At 67.7% G+C, this 25,538-nt stretch carries 26 protein-coding genes; 14 read left to right on the plus strand and 12 right to left on the minus strand.

From position 1 onward, the window contains the following. Positions 1 to 13: 13 nt before the first annotated feature. On the plus strand, positions 14 to 439 hold the full coding sequence (locus tag AC1RM6_RS10415; protein ID WP_493100815.1) for an NUDIX domain-containing protein: 426 nt from the start codon (positions 14 to 16) through the stop codon (positions 437 to 439). Positions 440 to 513: 74 nt separating this feature from the next. Here the strand turns inward: AC1RM6_RS10415 and AC1RM6_RS10420 are convergent, their stop codons facing one another. After that, positions 514 to 1,092, minus strand: coding sequence for an FMN-dependent NADH-azoreductase (locus AC1RM6_RS10420; RefSeq protein ID WP_493100817.1), 579 nt, complete (start codon positions 1,090 to 1,092; stop codon positions 514 to 516). 119 nt (positions 1,093 to 1,211) lie between these two features. Here AC1RM6_RS10420 and AC1RM6_RS10425 point away from each other — a divergent pair, with 119 nt between their 5' ends. The 5 genes from AC1RM6_RS10425 (at position 1,212) to AC1RM6_RS10445 (ending at position 4,332) form a co-directional block, all read left to right on the plus strand. Further along, entirely contained in the window at positions 1,212 to 1,625 is a 414-nt protein-coding gene (locus AC1RM6_RS10425) for a winged helix-turn-helix transcriptional regulator (protein WP_493100818.1), read from the plus strand. Between the two features lie 297 nt (positions 1,626 to 1,922). Next, a complete protein-coding gene (locus AC1RM6_RS10430; RefSeq protein ID WP_493100820.1) occupies positions 1,923 to 2,288 on the plus strand; it encodes a hypothetical protein in 366 nt (121 codons plus the stop codon). 92 nt (positions 2,289 to 2,380) lie between these two features. Further along, complete coding sequence (locus tag AC1RM6_RS10435; protein WP_493100822.1) at positions 2,381 to 3,133, plus strand: helix-turn-helix transcriptional regulator; 753 nt, start codon at positions 2,381 to 2,383, stop codon at positions 3,131 to 3,133. A gap of 48 nt (positions 3,134 to 3,181) precedes the next feature. Beyond that, positions 3,182 to 3,550 carry a hypothetical protein gene (locus tag AC1RM6_RS10440; protein ID WP_493100824.1) on the plus strand — a complete coding sequence of 123 codons (369 nt, stop codon included), beginning with the start codon at positions 3,182 to 3,184 and terminating at the stop codon, positions 3,548 to 3,550. Positions 3,551 to 3,630: 80 nt separating this feature from the next. Continuing rightward, entirely contained in the window at positions 3,631 to 4,332 is a 702-nt protein-coding gene (locus tag AC1RM6_RS10445) for a hypothetical protein (RefSeq protein WP_493100826.1), read from the plus strand. A gap of 62 nt (positions 4,333 to 4,394) precedes the next feature. Here AC1RM6_RS10445 and AC1RM6_RS10450 read toward each other — a convergent pair whose 3' ends face one another. From AC1RM6_RS10450 to AC1RM6_RS10465, 4 genes are all read right to left on the minus strand, one after another. Continuing rightward, on the minus strand, positions 4,395 to 4,844 hold the full coding sequence (locus AC1RM6_RS10450; protein ID WP_493100828.1) for a PaaI family thioesterase: 450 nt from the start codon (positions 4,842 to 4,844) through the stop codon (positions 4,395 to 4,397). Positions 4,845 to 4,854: 10 nt separating this feature from the next. Further along, a complete protein-coding gene (locus tag AC1RM6_RS10455; protein WP_493100830.1) occupies positions 4,855 to 7,959 on the minus strand; it encodes an efflux RND transporter permease subunit in 3,105 nt (1,034 codons plus the stop codon). After that, complete coding sequence (locus AC1RM6_RS10460; RefSeq protein WP_493100832.1) at positions 7,956 to 9,062, minus strand: efflux RND transporter periplasmic adaptor subunit; 1,107 nt, start codon at positions 9,060 to 9,062, stop codon at positions 7,956 to 7,958. The genes AC1RM6_RS10455 and AC1RM6_RS10460 overlap by 4 nt, the downstream gene beginning before the upstream one ends. A 318-nt stretch (positions 9,063 to 9,380) precedes the next feature. Further along, the gene (locus tag AC1RM6_RS10465) at positions 9,381 to 9,998 is read right to left on the minus strand and encodes a TetR/AcrR family transcriptional regulator (RefSeq protein WP_493100834.1); all 618 of its coding nucleotides are present in this window, start codon (positions 9,996 to 9,998) and stop codon (positions 9,381 to 9,383) included. A 97-nt stretch (positions 9,999 to 10,095) separates the two neighbouring features. Here AC1RM6_RS10465 and AC1RM6_RS10470 point away from each other — a divergent pair, with 97 nt between their 5' ends. From AC1RM6_RS10470 to AC1RM6_RS10480, 3 genes are read left to right on the plus strand one after another with little or no spacing between them, the layout of a single operon-like run. Then, complete coding sequence (locus AC1RM6_RS10470; protein WP_493100836.1) at positions 10,096 to 11,589, plus strand: efflux transporter outer membrane subunit; 1,494 nt, start codon at positions 10,096 to 10,098, stop codon at positions 11,587 to 11,589. Positions 11,590 to 11,602: 13 nt separating this feature from the next. After that, the gene (locus tag AC1RM6_RS10475) at positions 11,603 to 11,785 is read left to right on the plus strand and encodes a hypothetical protein (RefSeq protein WP_493100838.1); all 183 of its coding nucleotides are present in this window, start codon (positions 11,603 to 11,605) and stop codon (positions 11,783 to 11,785) included. Beyond that, positions 11,782 to 12,387: a glutathione S-transferase family protein gene (locus AC1RM6_RS10480; RefSeq protein WP_493100840.1), complete on the plus strand. Its 606-nt coding sequence runs from the start codon at positions 11,782 to 11,784 to the stop codon at positions 12,385 to 12,387. Before AC1RM6_RS10475 ends, AC1RM6_RS10480 begins: the two co-directional genes overlap by 4 nt. Before the next feature lie 107 nt (positions 12,388 to 12,494). On the opposite strand, the gene AC1RM6_RS10485 is transcribed toward AC1RM6_RS10480, so the two are convergent. Both AC1RM6_RS10485 and AC1RM6_RS10490 read right to left on the minus strand, forming a co-directional pair. Continuing rightward, entirely contained in the window at positions 12,495 to 13,058 is a 564-nt protein-coding gene (locus AC1RM6_RS10485) for an O-acetyl-ADP-ribose deacetylase (RefSeq protein ID WP_493100842.1), read from the minus strand. Between the two features lie 152 nt (positions 13,059 to 13,210). Then, complete coding sequence (locus tag AC1RM6_RS10490) at positions 13,211 to 15,481, minus strand: O-linked N-acetylglucosamine transferase, SPINDLY family protein (protein ID WP_493100844.1); 2,271 nt, start codon at positions 15,479 to 15,481, stop codon at positions 13,211 to 13,213. A gap of 105 nt (positions 15,482 to 15,586) precedes the next feature. Here AC1RM6_RS10490 and AC1RM6_RS10495 point away from each other — a divergent pair, with 105 nt between their 5' ends. Beyond that, positions 15,587 to 16,459, plus strand: a complete 873-nt coding sequence (locus tag AC1RM6_RS10495) for a hypothetical protein (RefSeq protein ID WP_493100846.1) — start codon at positions 15,587 to 15,589, stop codon at positions 16,457 to 16,459. A 69-nt stretch (positions 16,460 to 16,528) separates the two neighbouring features. On the opposite strand, the gene AC1RM6_RS10500 is transcribed toward AC1RM6_RS10495, so the two are convergent. Further along, complete coding sequence (locus AC1RM6_RS10500; protein ID WP_493100847.1) at positions 16,529 to 17,404, minus strand: AraC family transcriptional regulator; 876 nt, start codon at positions 17,402 to 17,404, stop codon at positions 16,529 to 16,531. A gap of 110 nt (positions 17,405 to 17,514) precedes the next feature. On the opposite strand from AC1RM6_RS10500, the gene AC1RM6_RS10505 reads away from it, so the two are divergent. Further along, positions 17,515 to 17,967 carry a BLUF domain-containing protein gene (locus tag AC1RM6_RS10505; RefSeq protein WP_493100849.1) on the plus strand — a complete coding sequence of 151 codons (453 nt, stop codon included), beginning with the start codon at positions 17,515 to 17,517 and terminating at the stop codon, positions 17,965 to 17,967. A gap of 28 nt (positions 17,968 to 17,995) precedes the next feature. On the opposite strand, the gene AC1RM6_RS10510 is transcribed toward AC1RM6_RS10505, so the two are convergent. Both AC1RM6_RS10510 and AC1RM6_RS10515 read right to left on the minus strand, forming a co-directional pair. After that, entirely contained in the window at positions 17,996 to 20,083 is a 2,088-nt protein-coding gene (locus tag AC1RM6_RS10510) for a catalase (RefSeq protein ID WP_493100851.1), read from the minus strand. Positions 20,084 to 20,193: 110 nt separating this feature from the next. Next, positions 20,194 to 20,670, minus strand: a complete 477-nt coding sequence (locus tag AC1RM6_RS10515; RefSeq protein WP_493100852.1) for a pyridoxamine 5'-phosphate oxidase family protein — start codon at positions 20,668 to 20,670, stop codon at positions 20,194 to 20,196. 274 nt (positions 20,671 to 20,944) lie between these two features. On the opposite strand from AC1RM6_RS10515, the gene AC1RM6_RS10520 reads away from it, so the two are divergent. The 3 genes from AC1RM6_RS10520 to AC1RM6_RS10530 are packed head-to-tail and all read left to right on the plus strand — an operon-like array spanning position 20,945 to position 24,192. Next, positions 20,945 to 21,403, plus strand: a complete 459-nt coding sequence (locus AC1RM6_RS10520; protein WP_493100854.1) for a (2Fe-2S)-binding protein — start codon at positions 20,945 to 20,947, stop codon at positions 21,401 to 21,403. A 3-nt stretch (positions 21,404 to 21,406) separates the two neighbouring features. Then, positions 21,407 to 23,566: a xanthine dehydrogenase family protein molybdopterin-binding subunit gene (locus AC1RM6_RS10525; protein WP_493100856.1), complete on the plus strand. Its 2,160-nt coding sequence runs from the start codon at positions 21,407 to 21,409 to the stop codon at positions 23,564 to 23,566. Continuing rightward, positions 23,563 to 24,192 (plus strand): Isoquinoline 1-oxidoreductase subunit, encoded by a 630-nt coding sequence (locus AC1RM6_RS10530; RefSeq protein ID WP_493100858.1) that lies wholly within the window; start codon positions 23,563 to 23,565, stop codon positions 24,190 to 24,192. The genes AC1RM6_RS10525 and AC1RM6_RS10530 overlap by 4 nt, the downstream gene beginning before the upstream one ends. 145 nt (positions 24,193 to 24,337) lie before the next feature. On the opposite strand, the gene AC1RM6_RS10535 is transcribed toward AC1RM6_RS10530, so the two are convergent. Next, positions 24,338 to 24,724 carry a DUF1244 domain-containing protein gene (locus AC1RM6_RS10535; protein ID WP_493100860.1) on the minus strand — a complete coding sequence of 129 codons (387 nt, stop codon included), beginning with the start codon at positions 24,722 to 24,724 and terminating at the stop codon, positions 24,338 to 24,340. A gap of 64 nt (positions 24,725 to 24,788) precedes the next feature. Next, positions 24,789 to 25,532, minus strand: a complete 744-nt coding sequence (locus AC1RM6_RS10540; protein WP_493100862.1) for a LysE family translocator — start codon at positions 25,530 to 25,532, stop codon at positions 24,789 to 24,791. Positions 25,533 to 25,538 lie beyond the last annotated feature (6 nt).

A 25,538-nucleotide genomic window follows, 5' to 3' on the forward strand; every position in this document is an offset into this window, starting at 1 on the left:
CCACGGAGAGCATATGCAGGTTGAACCACGGGCCGGATGCGGCGCCGCGATCGTCATCGACGGGCGCATCTTGCTGCTCGAACGGCTGCGCGAACCCGAGCCCGGCCATTGGGGGCTCCCCGGCGGCAAGATCGACCTGTTCGAGAAGGCGGCGGTCGCGATCCGGCGCGAGGTCGCCGAGGAGGTCGGGATCGACATCGTCCCCGACACATTGCTGTGCTTCGTCGACCAGATCGACCGCGCGGCGGGCACCCATTGGGTGGCGCCGGTCTATCTGATCGAGCGCGTCACCGGCACGCCCGTGAATGTCGAGCCCGAGAAACATGGCGGCCTTGCCTGGTTCGACCTCGACGCCCTGCCCGAACGGCTGACCACGCCGACGCTGGTCGCGGTGGCGGCGCTACGCAGGTTGCGGGAAGGCGCCGAACAGATCGGATGACGCGTTTTGGAATGTGTCGCATGACCGGCAAGGGGGGACGAGGCGGCCCCGCCCCATCTCCCCTGCCCTGCCCGTCAGGCCGCCAGCGCCGCGATCGTGCGAGCCGCACTGTCGAGCGCCGCGGTGCGATGCTCGGGGCCGGCGGCGACGCCCTCGGCGACGACGAATTCGGGGGCGATGCCGATGAAGCCGAACACCCCGGCGAGATAGGTTTCGAGATGCTCTAGCGCGGCGGCGGGCGCGCCGGCGCCGTAGAAATTGCCGCGGGTCACCGCGACGATCACCCGCTTGCCGCCGGCGAGGCCCTCGGGGCCGTTGGCGCCATAAGCAAAGGTCTTGCCGGCGACGAGGATGCGGTCGATCCACGCCTTGAGTTGGCTGGGGATGGTGAAATTATACATCGGCGCGCCGATCACGACGATGTCGGCGGCGAGGAATTCGTCGAGGGTCGCGGCGCTGGCGAGCGCGGCGGCCGAGCTGCCGGCGGGCAGCGCGTCGAGGTCGAGATGGCCGATCGGATCGGCGGCGAGATCGCGGTGGGTGACCGCGATCGACGGATCGCCCGCCTGCAGCCGGGCGACGATCGAGGCGGTGAGCCCGCGGCTGACCGAATTGTCGCCGAGGATGCTCGAGTCGAGATGGAGAAGCTTCATGGTCGGGCCTTTCGGGAGGGAGGTAGTCGGTATATATAAGATACCGAGGCGGGATATGTGACCGCCCCACCGGTCCGCAAGGAGGCACTATTTTGTTACCCGGGCACATCGATGTGACCATGGCCGTTCCCGATGGCGAGCGCTTCGAAGCGCCCGACGAGGCGCTGCCGCATCCGAACCATCAGGGCTGCCGCGCGATCGCCCCGGTGCTGGCGCGGATCGGCGACAAATGGAGCATATTGATCGTGATGATCCTGGCGCAGGGTCCGCGCCGGTTCAGCGAACTCAAGCGCCAGGTCGGCGGAATCTCGCAGCGGATGCTGACCCTGACCCTGCGCGGGCTCGAGCGCGACGGGCTGCTGACCCGCACGGTGACCCCGAGCATCCCGCCGCGGGTCGACTATGCGCTGACCGATCTCGGCCACTCGCTCAGGGTGCCGGTGATCGCGCTCGGCGAATGGGCGAGCGCGCACATCGACCAGATCCACAGTGCGCGGGCGACGTTCGACGAGCGCAGCGGCGAGGACCAGTAATCGAGCGATCGGCTGTCGGTCCGATCGCCACCGCGATATGGCCGAGGTCGTCGATGGCGGCTTGCGAACAGATCGCAACAGGTTCGTCGCGCGTCCATTCGCCGATCGTCCAATATTGCGCGATTTTCTGCGAGAAGCCGGTTTCCACTGTTCGGCTGGCAGCCGGTTCATGTCGTCGCCGATACAATCGCGGCGGCGCGCTTGTCATCCACCTAGGGGACAGGCGAAATGATCGAAAGCGCATATTAGGCTTCGATCATTAACCATAGTTGATCCGATCCCAGAATGACGCAAAATTTGATAGGCGAAGCGGGCAATAACCCCCCCTATGTTGCCGCACGCCGGATTTACGAATTCCGCCGCTGGCGCGACGCCCATTGTCCGGGACCTTATTTCGGCGAACCGGCCTGGGACATTTTGCTGCAGCTGTTCATCGGCGAGCAGGCCGACGGCGATCGCGACGCCGCGCGCAACCCGTTGATCCTGTTTCCCAATCTGTGGAAACGGGATATCGCGACGCTGGTCCATGACGACATCATCCGGGCCGTCAATGACACCGGTTCACCATCGGGATGGGGTTTCCAGCTGGCGCCGAAAGGCCGCGATTTCATGGAGCGGATCTTCCATCGCGACGTGCTGGCGCTGCTCGACAAGCCCTGTTGAGGGGTTGCCGAATCGGCATTGCGCCCCCTGCCCCGCGGTGACATGCTCGCAGCCTGAGTATCGGGCTGGGGGGCCTGCCGCGCGTGGAGTATGTGGCGCAGATCGATGCGATGCGGGGGGCGGACTCGGTGGCCGGGTTGCGCGTCGCGACCTTTGCCTTCGCCCAGGCCTTCGGCTTCCGCCGCGCCTTCTTCCTCAACCCGATCGCCAAGGATCCGCGCAGCGGCCGGACGCTGACCAGCTTCGGCTATAGCGACAGCTGGGCGCGCGCCTATCGCCGGTCGCTCTATCTGGTCGATCCGCTGCCCGAACTGGCGCTCGCGCAGTCGCAGCCGATGCGCTGGGGCGCGCTGCGCGACGACGATCGGCTGCCCGAAGCCGGCCGGCGCTATCTGCGGCTGATCGCCCGCTTCGGCATGGCCGACGGCATCGCGATCCCGACCTATGGCCCGGGGCTGCGCTGCGGGCTGATGGGAGTCGGCGACTGCCCGGATCTCGACAGTTTCAGCGCACGCAACCTGATGTTCCTGCAGATGGGGGTGCAGGTGTCCTATGCGCGCTATTGCGAACTGGTCGACGTCGCGCTGGAATCGGGGCCGCCGCTGTCGAACCGCGAGATCGACGTCCTCTACTGGATCGCGCAGGGCAAGAGCAACGCGGTGATCTCGGTGATCCTCGGCATCTCGAAACAGACCGTCGACACCTACACGCGGCGGATTTTCGCCAAGCTCGACGTCGCCGACCGCACCGCCGCGGCGGTGTCGGCGCTGCAGCGCGGGCTGTTCATCGCCGGCGCCGGCCAGCCGCGGCGCGAGGTGCCGGCCGAGATGAGGGTGGCGGGGTAACCTCCTCCGCACGGGTTTGACGATATCGCCTCGTCGGAAGGGAATGCCATGTTCGGCTGGTTCAGGAAGAAGCGCGCCCAGCAACTCCAGCCTGAAGTGAAATGGCGGGTCGTCATCGATGACGAGGCGATCTGTGTGACCGACGATCGTGGGGCCACCAGCCGGGTGACGAAAGCCGATCTGTCGGGCATCGCGATCGAGACCAACGACAGCGGGCCATGGGGCGCCGATTTGTGGTGGCTGTTCTTCGGCCCCGACGGCCATATCGCCTGCGCCTTTCCGGAAGGCGCGACCGGCGGGCAAGACGCGATCGATCATGTCATGACGCTGCCCGGCTTCGACCATGGCGAGATGACCCGGGCGATGCGATCGACCGACAACGCCGTCTTCGCCGTGTGGCGACCGACACCGGCCTGATCCGGCCTGGCAAGGTCGATGCGGCAACGGCCGGAACGCGATTGCCAAGGGGGATCGCGCCGCGCACATTCGGGGCGATGATGGGGGACCCCGATTTCGATCTCGCGACCGGGATCGCCGAAGCGGCGGCACAGCGCGGCTGGCGTGGTTTCGCGACCTATTTGTCGCTGCGCGCCGCCGGACGCCGCAAGGAAGCGATGCGCGCGCTCGATCCGTTCATCGACGACGCCGTCGGCTGGCCGTTCGACGACAGGCTGGCGCTGCTGCGCTGGACCATCGATCGGGTGAACCACCCGGCGCGCAACATGATCCTGCCGGGATCGCTGGTGCTCCGGCTGATCTCACCCACCGCCGCCGAATGGCTGTCGCACGAACCCGACAGCAGCGAAGCCAATTATGTCCATGCGCTGATCGGTCCGAGGGCTGCCGAGGGCGCGCCACGGCCGCTCGATTATCTGCGCCGTGCGGTCGCGCTGGACCCGGGCCATCGGCAAGCCCGCACGGCATTCATCGACCGGGTGCACGGGCTGGTCGAGAATGGCCAGCATGAGCTGCCCGACTTCGGCTATCTCGGCTGCCCGCGCGAGGACATCGAGGACCTGCTGGAGGCACTTCGCTTGCTGGCCGGGGCCGCGCGTCCGCTATGGCGCCCGGACATCGAAGCCCGGCTGGAAGCCCAGCTGGAAACCGCGCGCGCCTGGCTCGACTATGCGGCGGGCGATCGGGCGACCGACTTCAGGAGTTGGTGCGCCGCGCGCGGCGGGCCAGCGGCGATGCTGTAGCGGGACCAGATGGGCTTTGACCCGTCGCGCCCATGCGCGTGCTCGACGAACCGGGTCGATGCTCAGCGTTCGAACACCAGCAGCGTCGACGTCGCCGAGGCGCACAGCCGCCCTTCGCCGTCGAACAGCTTGGCCTCGGCGAACGCCGCCCGCCTGCCGAAGCTGAGCACCCGGCCTTCGCAGCGGACGGTGCCGCTGCGTTCGGTCAGCGCGCGATGATAGGCGATCTTGAGTTCGAGGGTGGTATAGCCCTGGGTCGCGCTCAGCTTCGAATGGACCGCGCAGCCGCAGGCGCTGTCGAGCAGGGTCGCGGCATAGCCGCCATGGACCGATCCGATCGGGTTGTAGACCGACAGGCCGGGCGCGCCGGTGAAGATCGCCAGCCCGTCGTCGATCTCGACCAGGTCGAAGTTCAGCGTGTCGGCGATCGGCGGGCGCTTGCCCGCGGCGATCAGCGCGCGCAGCTGGGCGAGGCCATCGAGGCCGGCGTCGTTGCCCTTGATCACGTCCATTGCTCTCTCCTCAGGCGGTTGTGGGGTGGAGATCGGGTTCCTCCCCCTCCGCCACCGGCCTGATCCGATACCAGATCGCGTAGAGCGCGGGGAGGAAGACGAGGGTCAGCGCGGTGCCGCCGATCGTGCCGCCGATCAGGGTGAAGGCGAGCGATCCCCAGAACACCGAGAAGGTCAGCGGGATGAACGCCAGCACCGCCGCCAGCGCGGTCAGGATCACCGGGCGGGCACGCTGGACGGTCGCCTCGACCACCGCGTGGAACGGATCGAGCCCGTCCTTCTCGTTCTGGTGGATCTGCCCGACCAGGATCAAAGTGTTGCGCATGATGATGCCGGCGAGCCCGATCAGCCCGAGGATCGCGTTGAACCCGAACGGCTGGTGGAAGATCAGCAGCGTCGGCACCACCCCGACCAGCGCCAGCGGCGCGGTCAGCAGCACCATCGCCATCGCCGACAGCGACCGCACCTGGAAGATGATCACCACCATCATCAGGATGATCATCAGCGGGAAGACGGCGGCGAGCGCGGCATTGGCCTTGCCGGCCTCCTCGAGCGCGGCCGACGTCTCGATCTTGTAGCCCGCGGGCAGCGAGGCGGTGATCGGCTCAAGCTGCTTGATCAGCTGGACCGAGACGTCGGGCGGCTGATACTCCTCACCGATGTCGCCGCGCACGGTGATCGTGGTGTAGCGGTCGCGGCGGCGCAGGATCGGATCCTCCATCCGCACCTCGGCCTTGCCGATCTGGTCGAGCGGCACGCGCTGCCCGGCCGCACCGACCAGGGTGAAGTCGTGGAGCCGCGCCGGATCGAGCCGGGCCGGATCGGCGCCAGCGGCGCCGGCGGCGCGCGCCACCACCTCGACCGAGCGGATATCCTCGCGGACCTGGGTGACGGGGACGCCGGTCAGCAGGAACTGGAGCTGTTCGGAGGCATCGTGCGAGCTCAGCCCGATCGCGCGCAGGCGATCCTGATCGAGCACGAAATGGACCGTCGGCACCCGCTCGCCCCAATCGGTGTTGACCTGGCGCATCGAACTGTTGGCAAGCATCGTCGTGCGCACCCGCTCGGCGATCGAGCGGACCTTGTCCTGGTCGGGCCCCATCACCCGGAACGCCACCGGGAAGGGCGAATAGGGACCGAACACGATCTGGGTCGCGCGGATCCGCGCCTCGGGGACGAAGCCCTGCGCCGCGACCTCGCGCACCCGGTGCTTGAGCGCTTCGCGCGCCTTGGGGTCGGCGGTCAGCACGACGATCTTGGCGAAGGACGGATCGGGCAGCTCGGGCGAGATCGCCAGGAAGAAACGCGGCGCGCCCTGGCCGATATAGGCGGTGACGATCTTCGCCTCGGGCTGCTTGCGCAACCACGCCTCGACCTTGGCGGTGGCGGCGCTGGTCGCCGCGATGCTGGTGCCCTCGGGCATCTGCACCTCGACCAGCACCTCGGGCCGGTCGGAGATCGGGAAGAATTGCTGCTTGACCAGCCCCATCGCGAACACCGCGACCAGGAAGGCGGCGACGGTGCCGATCATCACCTTCTTCTTGTTGGCGACGGTCCAGCCGATCAGGTCGCGCAGCTGGCGATAGCGCGGGGTGTCGTAGATCGCCTTGTGGCCGCCGGCGACCGGCTCGATCGCCGGGAGCAGCTTGACGCCGAGATAGGGGGTGAAGATCACCGCGACGAACCAGCTGGTGATCAGCGCGAAGCCGACCACCCAGAAGATGTTGCCGGCATATTCGCCCGCGCTCGACTTGGCGAAACCGACCGGCATCAGCCCGATCGTCGTCACCAGCGTCCCCGCGAGCATCGGCGCGGCGGTGTGGCCCCAGGCATAGGTTGCGGCGGCGATGCGGTCGCGGCCCTCCTCCATCTTCACCACCATCGTCTCGATGATGATGATCGCATCGTCGACGAGCAGCCCGAGCGAGAGGATCAGCGCGCCCAAAGTGATGCGATCGAAATCGCGCCCGGTCGCCAGCATGATCACGAACACGCCGGCGAGCGTCAGCGGCACCGCGAGCGCCACGACGATGCCGACCCGCCAGCCGAGGCTGATCAGGCTGACCGCGATCACCACCACCAAAGCGACGAAGAATTTCAGCATGAACTCGTCATAGGCTTCTTCGATGTTGACCGACTGATCGGTGATCTTGGTCAGCGACAGGCCGAGCGGCATCTCGGCGCCGATCATCGCGGCTTCCTTTTCGAGATCCTTGCCGAGCTGGAGCCCGTTATAGCGTTCCTTCATCACCACCCCGAGCACCAGCGTCGGTTCGCCCTGGTTGCGGATCAGGAAGGTCGCGGGATCCTCATAACCGCGCTTGACGGTGGCGATGTCGGACAGTTTGACGGTGCGGCCGCCGGCGACGATCGGGGTGTCGGCGATCTTGCCGAGATCGTCGAAGCCGCCGTCGAGCCGGACCTGGACCTGCGGGCCACTGGTGTCGATCGATCCCGCCGGGGTGATCGCATTCTGGGCGGCGAGCGCGGCGAAGATGTCGCGCGCCGACACGCCGAGCGTCGCGAGCCGTGCATAGGAGAATTCGACGAAGATCCGCTCGGGGCGCTCGCCGATGATGTTGACCTTCTTGACCCCGGCGACATGGAGCAGCCGCTGGCGGATCGTCTCGGCCTCGCGGACCAGCAGTCTTTGGGGCTCGCCCTTCGCCTTGAGCGCATAGAGCGCGAAGGTGACGTCGCCATATTCGTCGTTGACGAACGGGCCCTGGACTCCGCGCGGCAGCTTGGGCGCTTCGTCGCCGAGCTTCTTGCGCGCCTGGTAGAATTCGTCGGGCACCTCGGCGGGCGGGGTGCGGTCCTTCAGGGTGACGGTGGTGAAGGCAAGGCCCGGTCGGGTGAAGGTTTCGGCCCGGTCATACCATTTGAGCTCCTGCATCCGCTTTTCGAGCGGCTCGGCGACCTGGTCCTGCATTTCCTGCGCGGTGGCGCCGGGCCAGGTGGTGACGATCGTCATCGCCTTGATCGTGAAGCTCGGATCCTCGGCGCGGCCGAGGTTGAGGAAGGCGAACAGCCCGGCGAGCGAGATCGCGACGATCAGGAACAGCGTGACCGCGCGCTCGCGCACCGCCAGCGCGGAGAGGTTGAAGCCGCTCATCGTGCCGAACCGGTCGAGGCGGCGTTGGCCGAAGCCGGCGCATCGAGGCGGACCACCTCGCCTTCGTGGAGCAGATGCGCGCCGAGCGCGACGAAGCGCTCGCCGGCAGCAAGTCCGCCGCCGATCGTCGCATGTTCCTCGCCGATCGCGGCGAGCTTGACCGGGCGCCAATGGACCTGCGCCCCCTTGATCACCCAGACGCCGGGACCCTGCCCCTTGTCATAGACCGCGGCAAGCGGGATCTGCAGCGTCGCCGGCCCCTTGCTCTCGCCGACGGTCACGCTGACCGTCGCCCCCAGCGGCGCGCGAGCGGCGGCGCCTTCGAGGACATAGCGCGCCTGATAGGTGCGGGTGGCGGGATCGGCGGCGTTGGAGAGCTGGCGCAGCCGCGCACTGCTGGTGCCCGGCGCATCGAACAGGCTGGCGCGCGCGACCGATCCGATCGCCGGGCGCAGCGTCTCGGGCAGGTCGACCACCGCCTCGCGCGCGCCCGACCGGGCGAGCCGCACCACCGTCTGGCCGGCGGCGACGACCTGGCCGGGTTCGGCGAGGGTCTCGACGACGATGCCGTCGGCGTCGGCGCGCAGTACCGAATAGCCGGCCTCGTTCTGGGCGACCCCGGCCTGGGCGCGGGCGGCGGCGAGCTGGGCGCGGGCGGCATCGGCGGCGGCGCGCGCCTGGTCATAGGCCGAGGCCGACACCGCGCCGGCCGACACCAGGTCGCGGTACCGCGCCTCGTCGGCGGCGGTCTGCAGCGCGCGGGCGCGGGCGGCCTCGACCGCCCCGGCCTGGGCGACGGTGGCGAGCGCCAGGTCGGTGCGGTCGATCCGCATCAGCACCTGGCCGCGCCGCACCGCTTCGCCGGTGTCGACGAGCCGCTCGACGATCTTGCCGGCGACCCGGAAACCGAGATCGCTCTGCACCCGCGCCGAGACCACCCCGCTATAGGCGCGGGCATCGCCCTCGGCGAGTCCGGCGGTCGCCACCCGGACGAGCTGCGGGCCGGTGCGCGGATCAGCATCGGCCCGGCCGCAACCGGCAAGCGACAAGGCCATCAGGCTGACGGCGGACAGGGACAATAGGGTGGCGGGCAGGCGAGGCATCGGACGGTCTCCCGGAAGGGCTTGACCGTCCATTTGCATCGAGTGACCAATTTGTCAACTAGTCACGAACGGGATTTTGGTGTCGCACCGCTCAATCCCCAAACCCGTCATGCTGACGGAGGTCAGCATCCAGACGCGCCACGGTGAGGATGAATCGCGGCGCTGCGGCGGGAAGGGCCGCGTTGCGGATCTGGATCCTGACCTCCGTCAGGATGACGGCGGAAAGGTAGCCACCTCAAATTTTACGTGGATATGGCGGCCACGGCAGCGAGCATTTCGAGAACCAATAATATTTTCTTTAATCCGAATACCTTACTCCTACGGAGCCAAGCTCCGCAGCACCAGATTGGCCACCTCGATCTGCGCATCGGGCAGTGCGTCGAGATTATGCTGGAGCATCACCGGATGCATGAACGGCAGCATGACCTGGGCGATGCCGCGCACCACCTCGTCGAGCGGGGTCTTGCGCTCGAATTCGCCCGACTCGCGCCCCTCGATCACGATCGTCCGCAACAGCGCCGCGATCTTGTTGAGATAGGCGCGCGACGAGGCCCAGTCCTCGGTCGCCGACACCGCGGCGATGTCGTAGAGCTTGCGTTCCTCGAAGAAAAGCTCGGTGCTCTTTCCCGTCAATATCTTGAAAAGACGCCGGAATTTATCGGTTGCACTGGTCGCTTCGACCAGCGCCGCCTCGACCTCCTCAATGATCAGCGTGAGACAGCCGCTGCAGATCGCCTCGCCGATCGCCTGCTTCGAGTCGAAGAATTTGTAGATATAGCCTTTGGAAAAGCCGATCGCCTTGGCGAGATCCGACACCGTGGTCTTGCCATAGCCATAGAGCCCGAAATGCTCCTTGGCGGCGGCGACGATCTGGTCGCGCTTGTGGGTGTCGACCGGGCCGCGCAGGCCCGGGGCGGTTTCGGCGATGTCGTTCATGGCCTCGCTATAGCGCGCAGCGACTCGATTGACAACATGTGACTAGTTTGGTTATTGGTCACTCGTCATTCCGAGTGCTATTCCAAGCGAGGCCGCCATGCGCGCTATCATCGAATCCGTTCCCGTCCGCGCCACCGCGATGCTGCTCGCGGCGACCATGCTGGCAGGCTGTGCGGTCGGCCCCGACTATCGCCCCCCCGCCCTGTCGGCCCCCGCCGCCTTCGTCGGCAGCCCGGCGGTCGCCGAGCGCCAGCGCAGCCAGAGCGCCGACGCCGCGCGCTGGTGGGCGGGGTTCAACGATCCGGTGCTCAGCGACCTCGTCGACAGCGCGCTCGGCGAGAATCTCGACATCGCCCAGGCGGTCGCGCGCGTCACCCAGGCGCGCGCCGGGCTCGGCGCCGCCACCGCCGCGCTGCTGCCCTCCGCCAATATCAGCGGATCGGCCGCCACCACGCACCAGTCGCTCGAAACCCCGACCGGCCGCATCGCCCAGGCGAGCCCCGGCTTCCAGCGCAATGGCGAGCTGTACGAGGCCGATCTCGGCGCCTCCTGGGAGATCGACCTGTTCGGCGGCCTGCGCCGCGGGCGCGAGGCGGCGAACGCCGATTATCAGGCGTCCGAGGCCGGGGTCGCCGCTGCCCGGCTCGCGGTCGCCGCCCAGACCGCCGACACCTATATGCTGGTCCGCGGCCTCCAGGCGCGGCTCGCGGTCGCCAACGCCCAGGTCGACACCCAGCGCCGCCTCGTCGAGACGGTGCGGCTCCAATATGCCAAGGGGGTTGCCGCCGAACTCCAGCTCCGCCAGGCCGAAGGCGCGCTGGCGCAGGTCGAGGCGAGCGTGCCGCTGCTCGAAAACGGGCTCGACGTCGCGATGAACGCGCTCGACGTGCTGCTCGCCGCCCAGCCGGGCACCTATCGCGCACTGCTCGCCAAACCCGCGGCGATCCCGGTCGCCCCGGTGATCGCCGACACCGGCAGCCCGGCCGATCTGCTGCGCCGCCGCCCCGACCTGATCGTCGCCGAACGCAAGCTCGCCGCGTCGAACGCCCGGATCGGAGTCGCGGTCAGCGAATATTATCCCAAATTCTCGCTCGGCGGATTGCTCGGCACCGCGACGATGACCGCGGGCAACGTCTTCACCGGCGGCGCCACCCAGGCGCAGGGCGTGCTCGGGCTGCGCTGGCGGCTCTTCGATTTCGGCCGGGTCGATGCCGAGATCGCCCAGGCCAAGGGCGCCAACGCCGAGGCGCTCGCCGCCTACCGCCTCGCGGTGCTGCGCGCGTCGGAGGATGTCGAGAACGCCTTTTCGGCGCTGGTGAAGCGCGAGGCCCAGCAGGCGACGCTCGCGCGCGGCGAGACCGCGCTCGCCCGCGCCCAAAGCTCGTCGCTCGCCGCCTATAAAGGCGGGGTGGTCAGCCTGATCGAGGTGCTCGACGCCGACCGCCGCCTGCTCGACACCCGCGACGCCCGCGCCCAGGCGCAGACCGAGGCCGCCCGCGCCGCGGTCGCCTCGTTCCGCGCGCTCGGCGGCGGCTGGCAGGCGCCGGCGGCGCTGGCCAGCCAGGGCGACGGCGCCTTGGCCGCGCGCTGACAGGAGGACGATGATGGCCTATCCCGAAACCGGCCTGTGGCACCGCATCCTGCGGACGCTCGGCCTCTATGACGGGACGCTGAAGACCCCCGAGACCGCATGGCTCGCCGAACGCGTCGCCGCGCTCGAACGCGAGATCGCCGAGCGCGACCGGAACCGGACCACGCCGGTCGCGCCGCGGCACGACCGCCCATGATCCGGCTCCACGGCGCCCCGACCGGCAATTGCCTGCGCGTCGCGATCGCGCTCGAAGAGGCCGGGCTCGCTTATGCGCCTGTCCGGATCGACCTCCATGCCGGCGAGCACAAGGCGGCCGACCATCTGGCGCTCAATCCCGACGGCCGGGTGCCGGTGATCGTCGATGCGGACATGACCCCGCCGCTGTTGCTCACCCAGTCGAACGCGATCCTGTTCCACATCGACGCGCGCTGCCCCGACCGGCTGCTCCCCGTCGAACCCCGCGCCCGCGCGGTCGCGATCGAACATTATCTCGCGGTCGTCACCGACCTGATCGCGCCGAGCCACGCCGCGCTGCTGGTCCGCCGGATCGGCGAGACGAGCGCCGCCGACGCCCTCGACACCCGCTCGGCCGCCGGCTTCGCCACCGTCGAGCGCTATCTGACCGACTCCCCCTTCGTGTCGGGCGACCGCTTCGGCCTCGCCGACATCGCCGCGCTGACGCTGGCGCGCGCGAGCGAGACCCGGCTCGACTGGGCCGCCCTGCCCCGGCTCGACCGCTGGTTCGGCGAGATGCTCAAGCGGCCGAGCGTCGTGCGGGGTCTGAAGGCATTCGGGTAACTCTTTCTTTAACCCCTCCCTGTTCAGGGAGGGGTTGGGGTGGGTGGCGAAGCCAAGGGTTCGATACCCTTGGCATAGCTTGCGGAACATCCGCCTTCCGCGCAGCTTCAGCCGCCGACCTCCAGCCGATCGTCACCCGCCAGCGCCACGATCTCCGCCAACGCCCCCCGATAGACCGCCGCCGCCTGCGGATCGAAACAGACGAAGCTGATCCGTTCGAGCCCATGGCGCTCGCCGAGCAGCATCTCCACCACCGTGCCGATGGCGATCGGTGCCGCCTCCGCGATCGGGAATTTATATATGCCGGTCGAAATCGCGGGAAAGGCGATACTCTTGACCCTATGCCGTATCGCCAGCTGCATGCTCTCGCGATAGCAGCTCGCCAGCAGTTCGCGCTCGCCATATCCGCCACCGCGCCAGACCGGCCCGACGGTGTGGATGATATGCTTCGCCGTCAATCGATAGCCGCCGGTGATCTTCGCCTGGCCGGTCTTGCAGCCGCCGAGCAACCGGCATTCGTGCACCAGCTCCGGGCCCGCAGCGCGATGGATCGCCCCATCGACGCCGCCACCGCCGAGCAGGGACGAATTCGCGGCATTGACGATCGCCTCATGGTCGAGGCGGGTGATGTCGCCGACGAGGATGTCGAGCATGACGGATTCGGATTTCATCGATCCATCTTAGAGTATTTTCAAGTCAGGTGGAATCACCTGACGGCTCGGAAAATACGGAAAACAAAGACAATCTAGAGCAGAGAGCACCAAATCGGATCCATGGTAATTGCCCAAGGTCCGTCGCGCAAAGCCGCGCCAGCGCCCCCGGGTCAAGCGAGCGGCGGCACCACGATATCGTCAGGCGCCAGCCCCTCGTCATAACGCGCCTGCACCAGCGCATAAGCGCGCTCGATATGCGCGGTGAAGCGGTCGCAGTCGAACAGCGGCGTCGTCAGCCGGTTGCGGTCGAGCCGGGCGCGGACCTCGGCCAGCCGCTCGGGGTGGCGCGCGAGGTCGAGCGCCAGCGCCTCATAGGCTTCGGTGCTGTCGGTGACGAGGTCGGGCATGCCGACCGCGTGGAGGAGGCTGCCGGCGACGCGCGCGGCGAAGCTGTCGCCGAGTTTCGTGACCACCGGCAAGCCGGACCATAAGGCGTCGCTGGCGGTGGTGTGGGCGTTGCAGGCGAAGCTGTCGAGGAACAGGTCGGCGTGGCGCTGGCGCGCGAGATGCTCGGCGGCGGGCGCACGGTCGGCGAAGACCAGCCGGGCGGGGTCGATCCCGCGCGCGGCGGCTTCGGCGCGCAGATTGGCCTCGGCCCAGACATTGTCGCGCAGCAGCCAGAGCACGCTGTCCTCGACCTGCGCGAGCAGCCGCATCCAGATGTCATATTCGGCCGGGCCGATCTTGTAGCTGGCATTGAACGAGCAGAAGACGAAGCCCTGTTCGGGCAGGCCGAGCGCGGCGCGGGTCGGCACCGCGTCGGCGATCGCCCGCGAGCGGTCGTTGACCTGGTAACTGTCGGGCAGCGAAATCAGCTTTTCCGAAACATGCGCGCGCTTGTCGGCGGGGACCATCACCTTGTCGGCGATCATATAGTCGATGAAATCGGCGCCCATCGTCCCGGGATAGCCGAGAAAGGCGATCTGGATCGGCGCCGCGCGACAGGCGAAGATGTTCGGGCGGGCGCCATGGGTATAGCCCTTGAGGTCGATCGCGATGTCGACGCCGTGCGTACGCGCGAGTTCGGCAACCGCATCGTCGCCGAGGTCGCCGACATCGTGGAAATGGTCGACCGCGTCGATCAGCCGCTGGCGCATCGCGTCGTGACCGCCGCTGCGGAACGAGAAGGCATGGATCTCGAACCGCGCCTTGTCGTGCTTCTCGAACAGCTGCGCCATCAGGTGCATCGTCGCATGCTCCTGAAAGTCGGCCGAGAAATAGCCGATGACGATCCGGTCGCCGCGCACGGCTTTGCGCGGCAGCGCCGGCGAGGCCGCGGCATAATGAGTCCGCACCCAGTTCGCCGAGCGCCGCAGGTGACGCGCGCCATCGTCGTCGAGCGCGAGCATGCTGAACGGGCAGACCGCGTCGCCGGCCACCCCGAGGGCGGCGACATCGGCCGACGCCAGCGCGCCGTCCCAGCGGCACATCCGCGCCTCGGCGAACAGCAGCCGGCTGATCGCATGGACGAAGCCGGGCTTGAGCGCGATCGCCCGGGCATAATCGGCGGCGGCCTCGGGATAGAGCGCGAGATCGATCAGGACGTTGGCGCGGTTGAAATGGGTGTCGCCATGGTCCGGCCGGATCGCCAGCGCGCGGGTGAAGCTCGCCTGCGCCTCGTCGAGCATCCCCAGTTCCTGCAACGCGCTGCCGCGGTTCATCCAGGCGTCGGCATGGTCGGCGCGAAACCGGATCGCCCGGTCGAAGCTCTCGACCGCCGCCGCGAAATCGCGACGATCGCGCAGCGCGAGCGCGCGGTTGAAATGCGCGTCGACCAGGTTGGGAACGAGTTCGATCGCACGGGCATAGCTCGCCAGCGCCGCATCGGTCCGCTGCAACTGGTGGAGGATGATGCCGCGGTTGAGATGGGCGTCGGCCAGATCGCGATCGATCGCGATCGCGGCGTCGGCGCTGACCAGCGCCTCGTCGAGCCGGCCGAGATCGCGCAGCGCCCCGGCCCGGTTCGAATGCGCCGCGGCATAGGACGGATCGATCCCGATCGCGGCGTCATAGGCGGCGATCGCCTCGGCGCGGCGCCCCGCGGCGGCGTGGACCGCGCCGGCGAAATTGTGGAGGTCGCGCGCCTGCGGTCGCAGCATCAGCAGGAAACGGAGCTGCTCGATCGCCTCGTCGTACCGCCCCTCGCCATAGAGCGTCTGCACATGCTGGATGCGGCGCGCGAAAGCGCCCGAGGCCGGCGCCAGATAGATGTCGCGCAGGCCGCCCACCGCCTGACGATTGCTGGGAAAGCTCGCCAGCACCTCGCCATAGAGGCGCTCGGCCTCGTCATAATCGCCCTTGCGCGCCAGCGACTGGGCTTTGCGGAGATGCTGGTCGATCTTCATGCTGTCCGGGCGGCTGTGGTGGGTCGACCCGGTCATGGAGACATATGGTGAATCACCGGTTAATGCGGCGAACCGTCTCACGAAGCCGTTATCGCTTCGTCCGGGTCCCTGTCCGTCGGATCGCCAACGAGAGGTGCCACCATGTTGTTCGCCATATTGCTCCTGCAGGCCGCACAACCGGCGCCGGCAGCCGTTCCGCCCTCACCGCCGCCGCTCCATGGCGGCGGCCAGGAGATGATCTGCGCGATCGGCGGCGAGCGCTTCTCGACATGGCGGGCCTCGATGTACAGCACCTATGGCGAACGCCCCGACGGCAGGCCCTACAGCTACTTGCCGTTCCCCTTGCCGGTAGCCGAATGCCCGACCAACAAGCTGGTCATGTTCGATAGTTTCACCCCGGATGAGATCGCCAAACTGTCGCGGCTGATCGCGCAGCCAACCTATGCCCGGCTGGCTGCAACCGAACCGGCTCATTATCGTGCATCCTGGCTGGCGACCAAGCTGGGCAGACCCGAACCGCAGGCGCTCGAATGGCTTCTGGCCGCCATCTGGACGGTGACGCCGGGCCCGTTGTCCGGGCCGGAAACGCCCAGCGGCAAAGCCCTGCGCAATCGCTATCAGGGGGAGTTCGTAGCGCGCGTCAGGCGGCTTCCCGCCAGCACGAGCGCCGACGATCGCCTATGGCTCGACGCCCGTGCCGCGAATGCGTTGCGGCAGATGCGGCAATTCGGCGAGGCCGAAGATATGCGGCGAACGGCGATGGCCACCCTGGCATCGCAACCGGGCAAAGGCGGCTGGGGGAAATATCTCGCATCATTGGCGGCCGTGATCGCACGCAGGGACGACAGCCCCGAACCGCTCGACATGATTCCCGAGGCTCAGATCGCCTCCGCCTGTGCCGACCGGCAAATCGACAACGGCTTCGACAAGGCGATCTGCGCTAAGCCGGCAGTCGCCGCCCAGATCGGCCGGATCGAGGACGCCCGCAAACGGCTGGGTGCCCGGCAGCGCTAACCGCTGCACGCGCCGGTGTCATGGCCCGCGTGGAGCAGATGATCTGACGCAGGCAGATTTCATCCCGCCCTAAGTCTCGACCGGCACATGGAAATCGATCACCGCCCCTGGCCGGGTCGGCGCGAAGCGGCCGTCATAAAGTTCGAAATCGGGGCCCTCCGCGATCCGAAGCCCCGAGGCGGGGATCATCTCGCCCCAGATCCGCGCCATCGCCGCCTTGACCTGCGGATGGAGCGCCGATCCGTTGAGGGTGATGCGGAATATGGCATAGGTCGCCGCGTCGATATCCTTGCGGTCGAACCCGGCCGGCGGCACCGCGTCGGGCCGGATTCCGACCCCGGCCATATAGTCGAAGCTGCCGTCGCGGCGGTCGGCGCTCCACACCAGCCCATAGGTGTCCCAGCTGTCGACCTGCCCCTCGAACGGCAGCGCGCCGATCAGCCGCGACCAGAGCTGCGGGATATCGGCCTTGCTCGCCTCGTCGAAACGGCGCGCGGGACCGGCGATCGTAAAGCCGGGCAGCGTCACCAGATCGGGAAGCCGTTCGACCTGCACGGCGATGTCGGCGGGAGCGTCCATGGGATATTGTCCTTCGAGGGGGGTGACTGCGAAGCCCTGGCGGAAACGGCCGGGGGATATGCCGAAGATGCGCTTGAACGCGCGGGTGAAGGCTTCCTGCGAGTCGAAGCCGCAATCGAAACTGAGATCGATCAGCCGCAGCGCGGGATCGTCGATCAGCCGCCGCGCGCCCTTGACCAGCCGCCGGCCACGGACATGCGCCATCACGCTGCGCCCCATCCGCGCGGTGAACATCCGCGAGAATTGCCAGGGCGAGAAACCCGCCGCCCGGGCGATAAGATCGAGGGTGAGCGGCTCGTCGAGCCGGGTCTCGATCCAGGCGAGGATCGTGGCGAACGGGTCCGAAAGTGGCGGTGGAGCGGGCATGACGGGACTATGCCGTAGCGGTGAAACCCTGTCTTGATCGGTCTTGCGCGTTACAATCCTATACGATTTTCCGGCTTGGCTCCGGCCCGCACAGGACGTTATGCAATCGAATGTCCCGCAAGACCGTTACGTTGCTGCTCTATATCAGCCATAGCCTGCTCGATCCCGCCTCCGCCGATGCCGACATGCTCGCGCTCGTCCGCACCGCGATCGAGCGCAACCGCACGCTCGAGGTCACTGGCGCGCTGATCTTCACCGGCACCCGCTTCGCCCAGATCATTGAGGGGCCGGCGGCCGCGATCGAGGCGCTGATGACCAGCATCCACCGCGACCCGCGCCACCGCGATATCGACGTGATCGAGAATATCGAGCTGCCCGATCGACGGTTCGCGGGCTGGTCGCTGGCCTATTGGGGATCGACGACCTTCGTCGACGGGCTGATCGACGCGCTCGACCGGCCGGCGCCGAACGCCAGCCTGCGCGCCGGCCATGTCAGCCGGCTGACGCGGATGATCCGGCAGCTCGCCCTCGCCTTCGACGGCGAGCCGCTCGGACGAGTCTGACACCAGCCGTCGCCTGCTTCCCGGTCGGTCAGGCCAGGGTGCGCACGCCCGGCTCGCGATCCCAGTAACGCTTGCCCGCCGCGGGCACGAACGCCTTGCCGAGATCGGTGACGCCGTCGTCGGGTTCGACCCCGGCCTTGTCCAGCAGCGGCTTGGCATCGGGGGTATGGCCGATCGCCTTGAGATGGCCGAACGCATCCATCACGAACTGGACCGCCGCCGCCTCCTTGAGCAGAGCCGCGCAACCTTCCTTCGACAGCGCGATCGCGACCGCGTCGAACATCACCGACGGCGTGCCCGCGAGTTGGCCGTCGGCCTTGAGGATCGATCCGTCGGACATTTTAGCACCGCCGACCTTGGGCGCGACCAGCACCGGCCGGCCGCCGGCATCGCCGATCGCGCTGGTCAGCGCGTCGACAGCCTTGGCGTCGGAGCCGTCGGCAATCAGGATGCCGACCGAGCGCCCCTCGAGCGTGGCGAGATCGAGCGGGCCGTTGATCACCCGCAGCGCCGGCGACAGATCGAAATCCTGCACCTTGGCCGCGGTCGGCGACGCCTTGGGCAGGTCCATCGCCAGCCCGGCCGCGACCCGCTTGGCGAGGTCGGGATCGACGTTGACCAGGTTCGCCAGCATCCGGATGCGGACATGCTCGAGCCCGACCTTCGACAGCTCGAACACCAGCGCCGAGGCGAGATGCGCCTGCTCGGGCACGTCGAGCGACCGGAAGAACATCCGCGCCTGGCTATAATGGTCGGCAAAGCTTTCGGGGCGAATGCGCAGCTTGTCGCCCTGTTCGTCCTCGGTGGCGCGGCCGGGGACGCTCGCGAAGCCGGTCGCCGGGCATTCGCGCGGGCCGCCCTCCTCACCCGCCTGCGACAGGCTGTTCGGTTCGTAATTGGCGCGCCCCTTCGGCCGCAGCATCTGCATGTGGCCGTCGCGCTGGAAGTTCATCACCGGGCATTGCGGCGCGTTGATCGGGATCTGGTGGAAATTGGTCGATCCCAGCCGGCTCTTCTGGGTGTCGAGATAGGAAAAGAGCCGCCCCTGGAGCAGCGGATCGTTCGAGAAGTCGATGCCGGGGACGATGTTCGCCGGGCAATAGGCGACCTGTTCGGTCTCGGCGAAGAAATTGTCGGGCCAGCGGTCAAGAACCATCCGGCCGATGATGCGAACCGGCAGCACCTCCTCGGGGATGATCTTGGTCGGGTCGAGCACGTCATAGGGCAGGCTGTCGGCGAATTTTTCGTCGAACGCCTGGATGCCGAGTTCCCATTCGGGGAAGGCACCGCGGTCGATCGCCTCGAACAGGTCGCGGCGCTGGAAATCGGGATCGGCGCCGGCGATCTTGACCGCCTCGTCCCAGATCGTCGAGGCGACACCCTGTTTGGGCTTCCAGTGGAATTTGACGAAGGTCGATTTGCCCTTGGCGTTGACCAGCCGGAAGGTGTGGATGCCGAAGCCTTCCATCGTGCGCAGCGAGCGCGGGATGGTGCGGTCGGACATGGCCCACATGATCATATGGGTGGATTCGGGCATCAGCGAGATGAAGTCCCAGAAGGTATCATGGGCGCTCGCCGCCTGCGGATAGCCCTTGTCGGCCTCCATCTTCACCGAATGGATCAGGTCGGGGAATTTGATCGCGTCCTGGATGAAGAACACCGGGATATTGTTGCCGACCAGATCCCAATTGCCCTGCTGGGTGTAGAATTTGACCGCGAAGCCGCGGACGTCGCGTGGCGTGTCTACCGACCCGGCGCCGCCGGCAACGGTCGAGAAGCGCGTGAACAACGGGGTCTTCTTGCCCTTGGCCGAGAACAGATCGGCCTTGGTGAGGTCCGACAGATCCTCATAGCTCTCGAAATAGCCATGCGCGGCGGAACCGCGGGCATGGACGATCCGCTCTGGGATCCGCTCATGGTCGAAATGGAAGATCTTCTCGCGCAGCACGAAATCTTCGAGCAGCACCGGGCCGCGCGCGCCGGACTTCAGCTGGTTCTGGTTGTCCGAAACCGGAATGCCCTGGTTGGTGGTCAGCGTGTCGGCGGGGTCCCCCGCGGATTGCTGATGCGTCTCGCCGCCGGTGCCCTGCTGGGTGTCGAAGCTCTTGGTCGCCATCGGTCGCCTCCCTGAAAATCTGCCGACCGCTGAACCGGTGAGAGGGCGAAATGGGTCCGGCCAAACTGCTTGATCCATGTTGGGGTGGACGACCGCCCACCCCATGGAAATCACACCGCGGTCGTCGCGACGCGGGCGTGGCTGCCTTCCTCGCTCGGGTCGATCTTGCCGCCGAACAGCATCTTGACCTTGCCGGCGAGCGACATGTCCGATTCCCACAGTTCGGCATCGGCGATGTCGAAGCGCAGCAGCGCGAGATTGGGGTCGCTCTTGCCGCCCGGGAACCAGGCCTCGACCGGCTTCGACCAGAGCTTGTCGACCATCGCCGGATCGTCGACGACCCGCGCGCTGCCGGCGAGGCAGGCGAAATAGTCATGCCCCTTCGACACGAACTGCGCCATCACCCGGCCGCCGACGGCGAGACGGTTGTCGCGGCCGATGAAGAAGAACAACGTGTCGACCTGGTCCTTGTCGAGCTGTGCGGTCAGCGGCTCGCTATGGCCGCCGCCTTCGAGGCCGACCATGATGAACGGGCTGTCCTCCATCTTCTTCCAGAGATGCTGCTTGAGCTTGCCGGTATCGGTCATCCTGTCTCTCCATGTTGATTGGCATGTGGTTGATCGAAGGGGAGAACGATCGCCGGCAGCCGCGGTTGCGTCGTCCTGTGCGCACTCGGCGCCGCCCGGGCGTACCAATCGGTGACATTATTGCGATATATACCATGTTATACATTGATAAGGATGGAGATTTTCGGAAATTTTTGGCGACAATCGCGCCGCCCGGCGGCTATAGCTGCACCGACAACGCTGTCAGCACGTCCCCCTGCCCCGCTGGCGGCTTCAGCCCCTCATGGAGAACGAGATGTCCCACTCGCTCACCGTCAACGGCAAGACCCGCACGGTCGATGTCGACGACGATACCCCTTTGCTCTGGGTGATCCGCGACGAACTCGGCCTGACCGGTACCAAGTTCGGCTGCGGGGTCGCGATGTGCGGCGCCTGCACCGTTCATCTCGACGGCCAGCCGCTGCGCTCCTGCTCGATCCCGGTGTCGGCGGTGACGGGCGAGATCACCACGATCGAGGCGGTCGAGGGCCCCGAGGCCAAGGCGGTTCAGTCGGCCTGGATCGCCCGCGACGTGCCCCAGTGCGGCTATTGCCAGTCGGGCCAGATCATGAGCGCGGTGGCGCTGCTGCGCGAGAAGCCGGCGCCGACCGACGAGGATATCGACCTCGCCATGAACGGCAATATCTGCCGCTGCGCCACTTATGTCCGCATCCGCGCCGCGATCCACGACGCCGCCAAGACGCTGGGGAGCTGAGCCATGGGCATCCACGATATCAGCCTCTCGCGCCGCGACGCCCTGCTGGGTGCTGGCGCCTTCGTCATCGCGATCGCGCTGCCGGCCGGCGGGGTGAAGGCGCAGGGCGCGGGCAAGGCGCCGCCGCCGATCCACCCGAGCGCCTTCGTCCGGATCGGTGCCGACGACAGCGTGACGATCGTCAGCAAGCATATCGAATTCGGCCAGGGCCCCTATACCGGGCTCGCGACGATCCTCGCCGAGGAACTCGACGCCGACTGGGCGCAGGTCCGCGCGATCAGCGCGCCCGCCGATGCGAAACTCTACGCCAATCTCCAGCTCGGCATGCAGCTGACCGGCGGATCGTCGGCGATCGCCAACAGCTATGACCAGATGCGCCGCGCCGGGGCGATGGCGCGGGCGATGCTGGTCCAGGCCGCCGCGACCGCCTGGGGCGTGAAGCCCGGCGACGTGAAGGTCGCCAAGGGGGTGATCTCGAGCGGATCGCACAAGGCCGGCTTCGGCGAATTCGCGACGGCGGCGGCGAAACTGCCGATGCCGACCAACATCGTCCTGAAGGACCCCAAGGACTTCACCCTGATCGGCAAGGCCCAAGGTGTTCCCAAGCTGGACAGCGCCGACAAATCGACCGGCCGGACCATCTACACGATCGACGTCACCGCGCCGGGCATGCTCACCGTGCTGGTCGCGCGCTCGCCACGCTTCGGGGGCACGCTCAAGAGCTTCGACGCCGCCGAGGCGCTGAAGGTCAAGGGCGTGGTCGCGGTCAAGCAGGTGCCGACCGGGGTCGCGGTCTATGCCAAGGGCATGTGGCCGGCGATCAAGGGCCGCAAGGCGCTCAAGACCGTCTGGGACGACAGCAAGGCCGAGATGCGCGGCACCGAGGCGATGGCCGCAGCCTGGCTCGAACAGACGAAGACGCCGGGCCAGTCGCACGGCAGGAAGGGCGACGCCGCGGCGGCGATCGCGGCGGCCGGCGGCGATGTCGTCGAGGCCGACTATGTCTTCCCCTATCTCGCCCACGCGCCGATGGAGCCGCTCGACGGCTTCATCGTCTGGGACGGCACCACCGCCAAGGCGCGCTTCGGATCGCAGGCGCAGACCTTCGACCAGATGGCGATCGCCAGGGTCCTCGGCATCACCCCCGACAAGGTCGAGATCGAGACGCTCTATGCCGGCGGCAGTTTCGGCCGCCGCGCGCAGGGCGATGCCGAGCTCGCCGCCGAACTGGCGCAGGTCGCCAAGGCGATGCCGGTCGGCACCCCGGTCAAGCTGGTGCGCACCCGCGAGGACGACATCCATGGCGGCTATTACCGGCCGATGTTCGTCCATCGCTTCAAGGGCGCGGTGAAGGACGGCCAGATCGCCGGCTGGTCGAACACGATCATGGGCCAGAGCTTCATCCTCGGCAGCCCGCTCGCGCCGATGATGGCGCGCGACGGCAAGGACAGCATCATGTCCGAGGGCGCGTCCGACCTGCTGTACGAGATCGCCGACTTCAGCTGCGACGTCCATGTCGCGCCGTCGCCGGTGTCGACGCTGTGGTGGCGCTCGGTCGGCCATACCCATACCGGCTATGCGGTCGAATGTTTCGTCGACCAGCTGCTGGTCAAGGCGGGCCAGGATCCGGTCAAAGGCCGGCTCGCGCTGCTCGCGAAGAATCCGCGCGCGGCGGGCGTGCTCAAGGCGGTCGCCGAGCTGGCGCAATGGGACGGGCCCGCGGCGAAGAACGGCCGCGCGCGCGGGGTCGCGGTGGTCGAGAGCTTCGACACGCTGGTCGCGCAGATCGCCGAGGTGTCGCTGTCCGAAAGCGGCGAGCCCAAGGTCCACAAGGTGTGGTGCGCGGTCGACATCGGCGTCGTCGTCAACCCCGACGTGGTCAAGGCGCAGGTCGAAGGCGGGGTCGGCTTCGCGCTCGGCCATGCGCTTTATGCCGAAGTGCCGTTGGTCGACGGCCTGCCGGCGGTTTCCAACTTCAACGACTATCGATCGCTGAGGATCAACGAAATGCCCGAGGTGGAACTGGTGATCGTCCCGTCGACCGCAAAGCCGACCGGGATCGGCGAACCCGGCGTCCCGCCGCTCGCGCCCGCGATCGCCAATGCGCTCGCAGCACTCGGCCACCAGCGCCCGAGCCGCCTGCCGATGGTGCGGGCGGCATGAGCGCGCGTCTCATGCTCGCCGGCGCCGCGCTGATCGCGGCCGCCTCGATCGCCGCCGCCGCCAGCAGCGCGCCCGACAAGCCGGCGACGGCCCAGGCGCTGCCGACGACGCTCAAGCCGCTGGCGTCGTTCGCCTCGATCAAGGATCCCAAGGCGCGCAGCCTCGCGCTGTTCGGCGAGGTCGGCAAGGTGATCCAGAGCCCGCGCTGCCTCAACTGCCACCCGGCCGGCGACCGCCCGACCCAGACCAATGCGATGCGCCCGCACATGCCCTGGGTAGTGCGCGGCGACGGCGGCATCGGCGCGACCGGCCTGCGCTGCGCCACCTGCCACCACGACGCCAATTTCGATCCGGCCGGCGTCCCCGGCAACCCGAAATGGTCGCTCGCGCCGATCGAGATGGCCTGGCAGGGCAAGACGCTCGGCCAGATCTGCCGGCAGATCAAGGACCCGGCCCGCAACGGCGGCAAGGACATGCCCGCGCTGATCCATCATATGGCCGAGGACGAGCTGGTCGGCTGGGGCTGGCATCCGGGCGGCAAGCGCACCCCGGCGCCCGGCACCCAGAAGCAGTTCGGGGAATTGTTCAAGGCGTGGGCGGAGACTGGGGCGCAGTGCCCGGGCTAAAAATTACCCGTCGCTCCGGCGGAGGCCGGAGCCGCCCAAGGTAGGAACGCAACCACTCCAAGAGGCGCTTGCCTAAGCGGCGAGCTCCAATCTTGGGCGGCTCCGGCCTCCGCCGGAGCGACGGTTGTGGATAACGACGCTTGCCTCACTCGTGCCCGGGCGCCGTCATCGAGGGCGGGTCGCTCGCGGGGAAGCTCTCGTAGAGCGCCTCGTCGAGCAGATCGTCCTCATGCACGAAGCTCCGGTTCTTCGCGACGCTTTCTTCCATCCTGGCGAGTTGCTCGGGGGTCGCCGGCTGCTGATGCTCGGCCTTCCACTGGGCATACGGCATGCCATAGACCGCGTGGCGCGCGGTCGCCTGGTCGATCGCGCCGCCCGAGGCTTCGCTGACCCAGTCGGCGAGGCAGTTGCGGCAGAAGCCGACAAGCCCCATCAGATCGACATTCTGCGCATCGGTGCGGTGCCGGAGATGCGCGAGCAGCCGGCGAAAGGCCGCCGCCGCGATCTTGTCGTCGAGGATCGGTGTCGTCATCGGCTTGCTCCCTGGTGAATCGCCCGTCACCTAGCAAATGGGTGCGACGCGGCGAAAGCCAATATCATGCCGGTCCGGCACCTCGAAATCGTGGAGCATCCACAGCATCGAGGCCGTGGCCGATATCGGCCAGACCGAGCGCCATGCCTAGCAGGATCAGAACCGCGCCGATGGCGCCATTCACGGCGCGCAGGTGCGCCTGGACGAGCCCGCGGATCGACGGGCGTGACAGGAACATCGCCACCCCCGCGAACCAGATCATGTGCGACAGCGAGATGGCCACCCCATAGCCGAACTGCACGCCGAGCGGGGCGTCACGGCCGATGACCTGCGCATAAAGGCTGATGACGAACACCGACGTCTTGGGGTTGAGGCCATTGGTGAGCACGCCCGTCCACAACGACCTCGAACCGCCGCTTGCGCCGACGGCCGCTTCCTGGGTCACCGGCGCCGGCCTGGTCACCGCCATCGTCACGCCCAGCCAGATGAGATAGGCGGCGCCCGCCAGGCGAAGCAGGTCGAGCAGATGGGGAAACAACCGCTCGACGACGGCGAGGCCGAAAATGGCGTAGGCGATATGAAACCAGCAGGCCATTCCGATCCCGAGCGCCGCCATCATCCCCGCGCTTCGCCCTTCGACGAAGCTGACGCGCGAGACCATTGCGAAATCCGCACCGGGACTGACGACCGCCAGCCAGATGATGCCCAGGATGATCGGAAATTGCTGCATGACGATGGAACCACCTGTGAGAGGAGCGCTCTTCTCTCGCGGCGAACCTTGTTTGAAAATCGAATAGATCTCCGGCATATCGGT

The organism is Rhizorhabdus sp. GW822-FHT03C02, assembly GCF_058801765.1.

What these genes read in the sequence shown, in the direction of transcription:
- AC1RM6_RS10415 (WP_493100815.1), top strand. Translation starts at nt 14, where the DNA reads ATGCAGGTTGAACCACGGGCCGGATGCGGCGCCGCGATCGTCATCGAC.
- AC1RM6_RS10420 (WP_493100817.1), bottom strand. Translation starts at nt 1,092, where the DNA reads ATGAAGCTTCTCCATCTCGACTCGAGCATCCTCGGCGACAATTCGGTC.
- AC1RM6_RS10425 (WP_493100818.1), top strand. Translation starts at nt 1,212, where the DNA reads ATGGCCGTTCCCGATGGCGAGCGCTTCGAAGCGCCCGACGAGGCGCTG.
- AC1RM6_RS10440 (WP_493100824.1), top strand. Translation starts at nt 3,182, where the DNA reads ATGTTCGGCTGGTTCAGGAAGAAGCGCGCCCAGCAACTCCAGCCTGAA.
- AC1RM6_RS10445 (WP_493100826.1), top strand. Translation starts at nt 3,631, where the DNA reads ATGGGGGACCCCGATTTCGATCTCGCGACCGGGATCGCCGAAGCGGCG.
- AC1RM6_RS10450 (WP_493100828.1), bottom strand. Translation starts at nt 4,844, where the DNA reads ATGGACGTGATCAAGGGCAACGACGCCGGCCTCGATGGCCTCGCCCAG.
- AC1RM6_RS10455 (WP_493100830.1), bottom strand. Translation starts at nt 7,959, where the DNA reads ATGAGCGGCTTCAACCTCTCCGCGCTGGCGGTGCGCGAGCGCGCGGTC.
- AC1RM6_RS10460 (WP_493100832.1), bottom strand. Translation starts at nt 9,062, where the DNA reads ATGCCTCGCCTGCCCGCCACCCTATTGTCCCTGTCCGCCGTCAGCCTG.
- AC1RM6_RS10465 (WP_493100834.1), bottom strand. Translation starts at nt 9,998, where the DNA reads ATGAACGACATCGCCGAAACCGCCCCGGGCCTGCGCGGCCCGGTCGAC.
- AC1RM6_RS10470 (WP_493100836.1), top strand. Translation starts at nt 10,096, where the DNA reads ATGCGCGCTATCATCGAATCCGTTCCCGTCCGCGCCACCGCGATGCTG.
- AC1RM6_RS10475 (WP_493100838.1), top strand. Translation starts at nt 11,603, where the DNA reads ATGGCCTATCCCGAAACCGGCCTGTGGCACCGCATCCTGCGGACGCTC.
- AC1RM6_RS10480 (WP_493100840.1), top strand. Translation starts at nt 11,782, where the DNA reads ATGATCCGGCTCCACGGCGCCCCGACCGGCAATTGCCTGCGCGTCGCG.
- AC1RM6_RS10485 (WP_493100842.1), bottom strand. Translation starts at nt 13,058, where the DNA reads ATGAAATCCGAATCCGTCATGCTCGACATCCTCGTCGGCGACATCACC.
- AC1RM6_RS10490 (WP_493100844.1), bottom strand. Translation starts at nt 15,481, where the DNA reads ATGACCGGGTCGACCCACCACAGCCGCCCGGACAGCATGAAGATCGAC.
- AC1RM6_RS10495 (WP_493100846.1), top strand. Translation starts at nt 15,587, where the DNA reads ATGTTGTTCGCCATATTGCTCCTGCAGGCCGCACAACCGGCGCCGGCA.
- AC1RM6_RS10500 (WP_493100847.1), bottom strand. Translation starts at nt 17,404, where the DNA reads ATGCCCGCTCCACCGCCACTTTCGGACCCGTTCGCCACGATCCTCGCC.
- AC1RM6_RS10505 (WP_493100849.1), top strand. Translation starts at nt 17,515, where the DNA reads ATGTCCCGCAAGACCGTTACGTTGCTGCTCTATATCAGCCATAGCCTG.
- AC1RM6_RS10510 (WP_493100851.1), bottom strand. Translation starts at nt 20,083, where the DNA reads ATGGCGACCAAGAGCTTCGACACCCAGCAGGGCACCGGCGGCGAGACG.
- AC1RM6_RS10515 (WP_493100852.1), bottom strand. Translation starts at nt 20,670, where the DNA reads ATGACCGATACCGGCAAGCTCAAGCAGCATCTCTGGAAGAAGATGGAG.
- AC1RM6_RS10520 (WP_493100854.1), top strand. Translation starts at nt 20,945, where the DNA reads ATGTCCCACTCGCTCACCGTCAACGGCAAGACCCGCACGGTCGATGTC.
- AC1RM6_RS10525 (WP_493100856.1), top strand. Translation starts at nt 21,407, where the DNA reads ATGGGCATCCACGATATCAGCCTCTCGCGCCGCGACGCCCTGCTGGGT.
- AC1RM6_RS10530 (WP_493100858.1), top strand. Translation starts at nt 23,563, where the DNA reads ATGAGCGCGCGTCTCATGCTCGCCGGCGCCGCGCTGATCGCGGCCGCC.
- AC1RM6_RS10535 (WP_493100860.1), bottom strand. Translation starts at nt 24,724, where the DNA reads ATGACGACACCGATCCTCGACGACAAGATCGCGGCGGCGGCCTTTCGC.
- AC1RM6_RS10540 (WP_493100862.1), bottom strand. Translation starts at nt 25,532, where the DNA reads ATGCCGGAGATCTATTCGATTTTCAAACAAGGTTCGCCGCGAGAGAAG.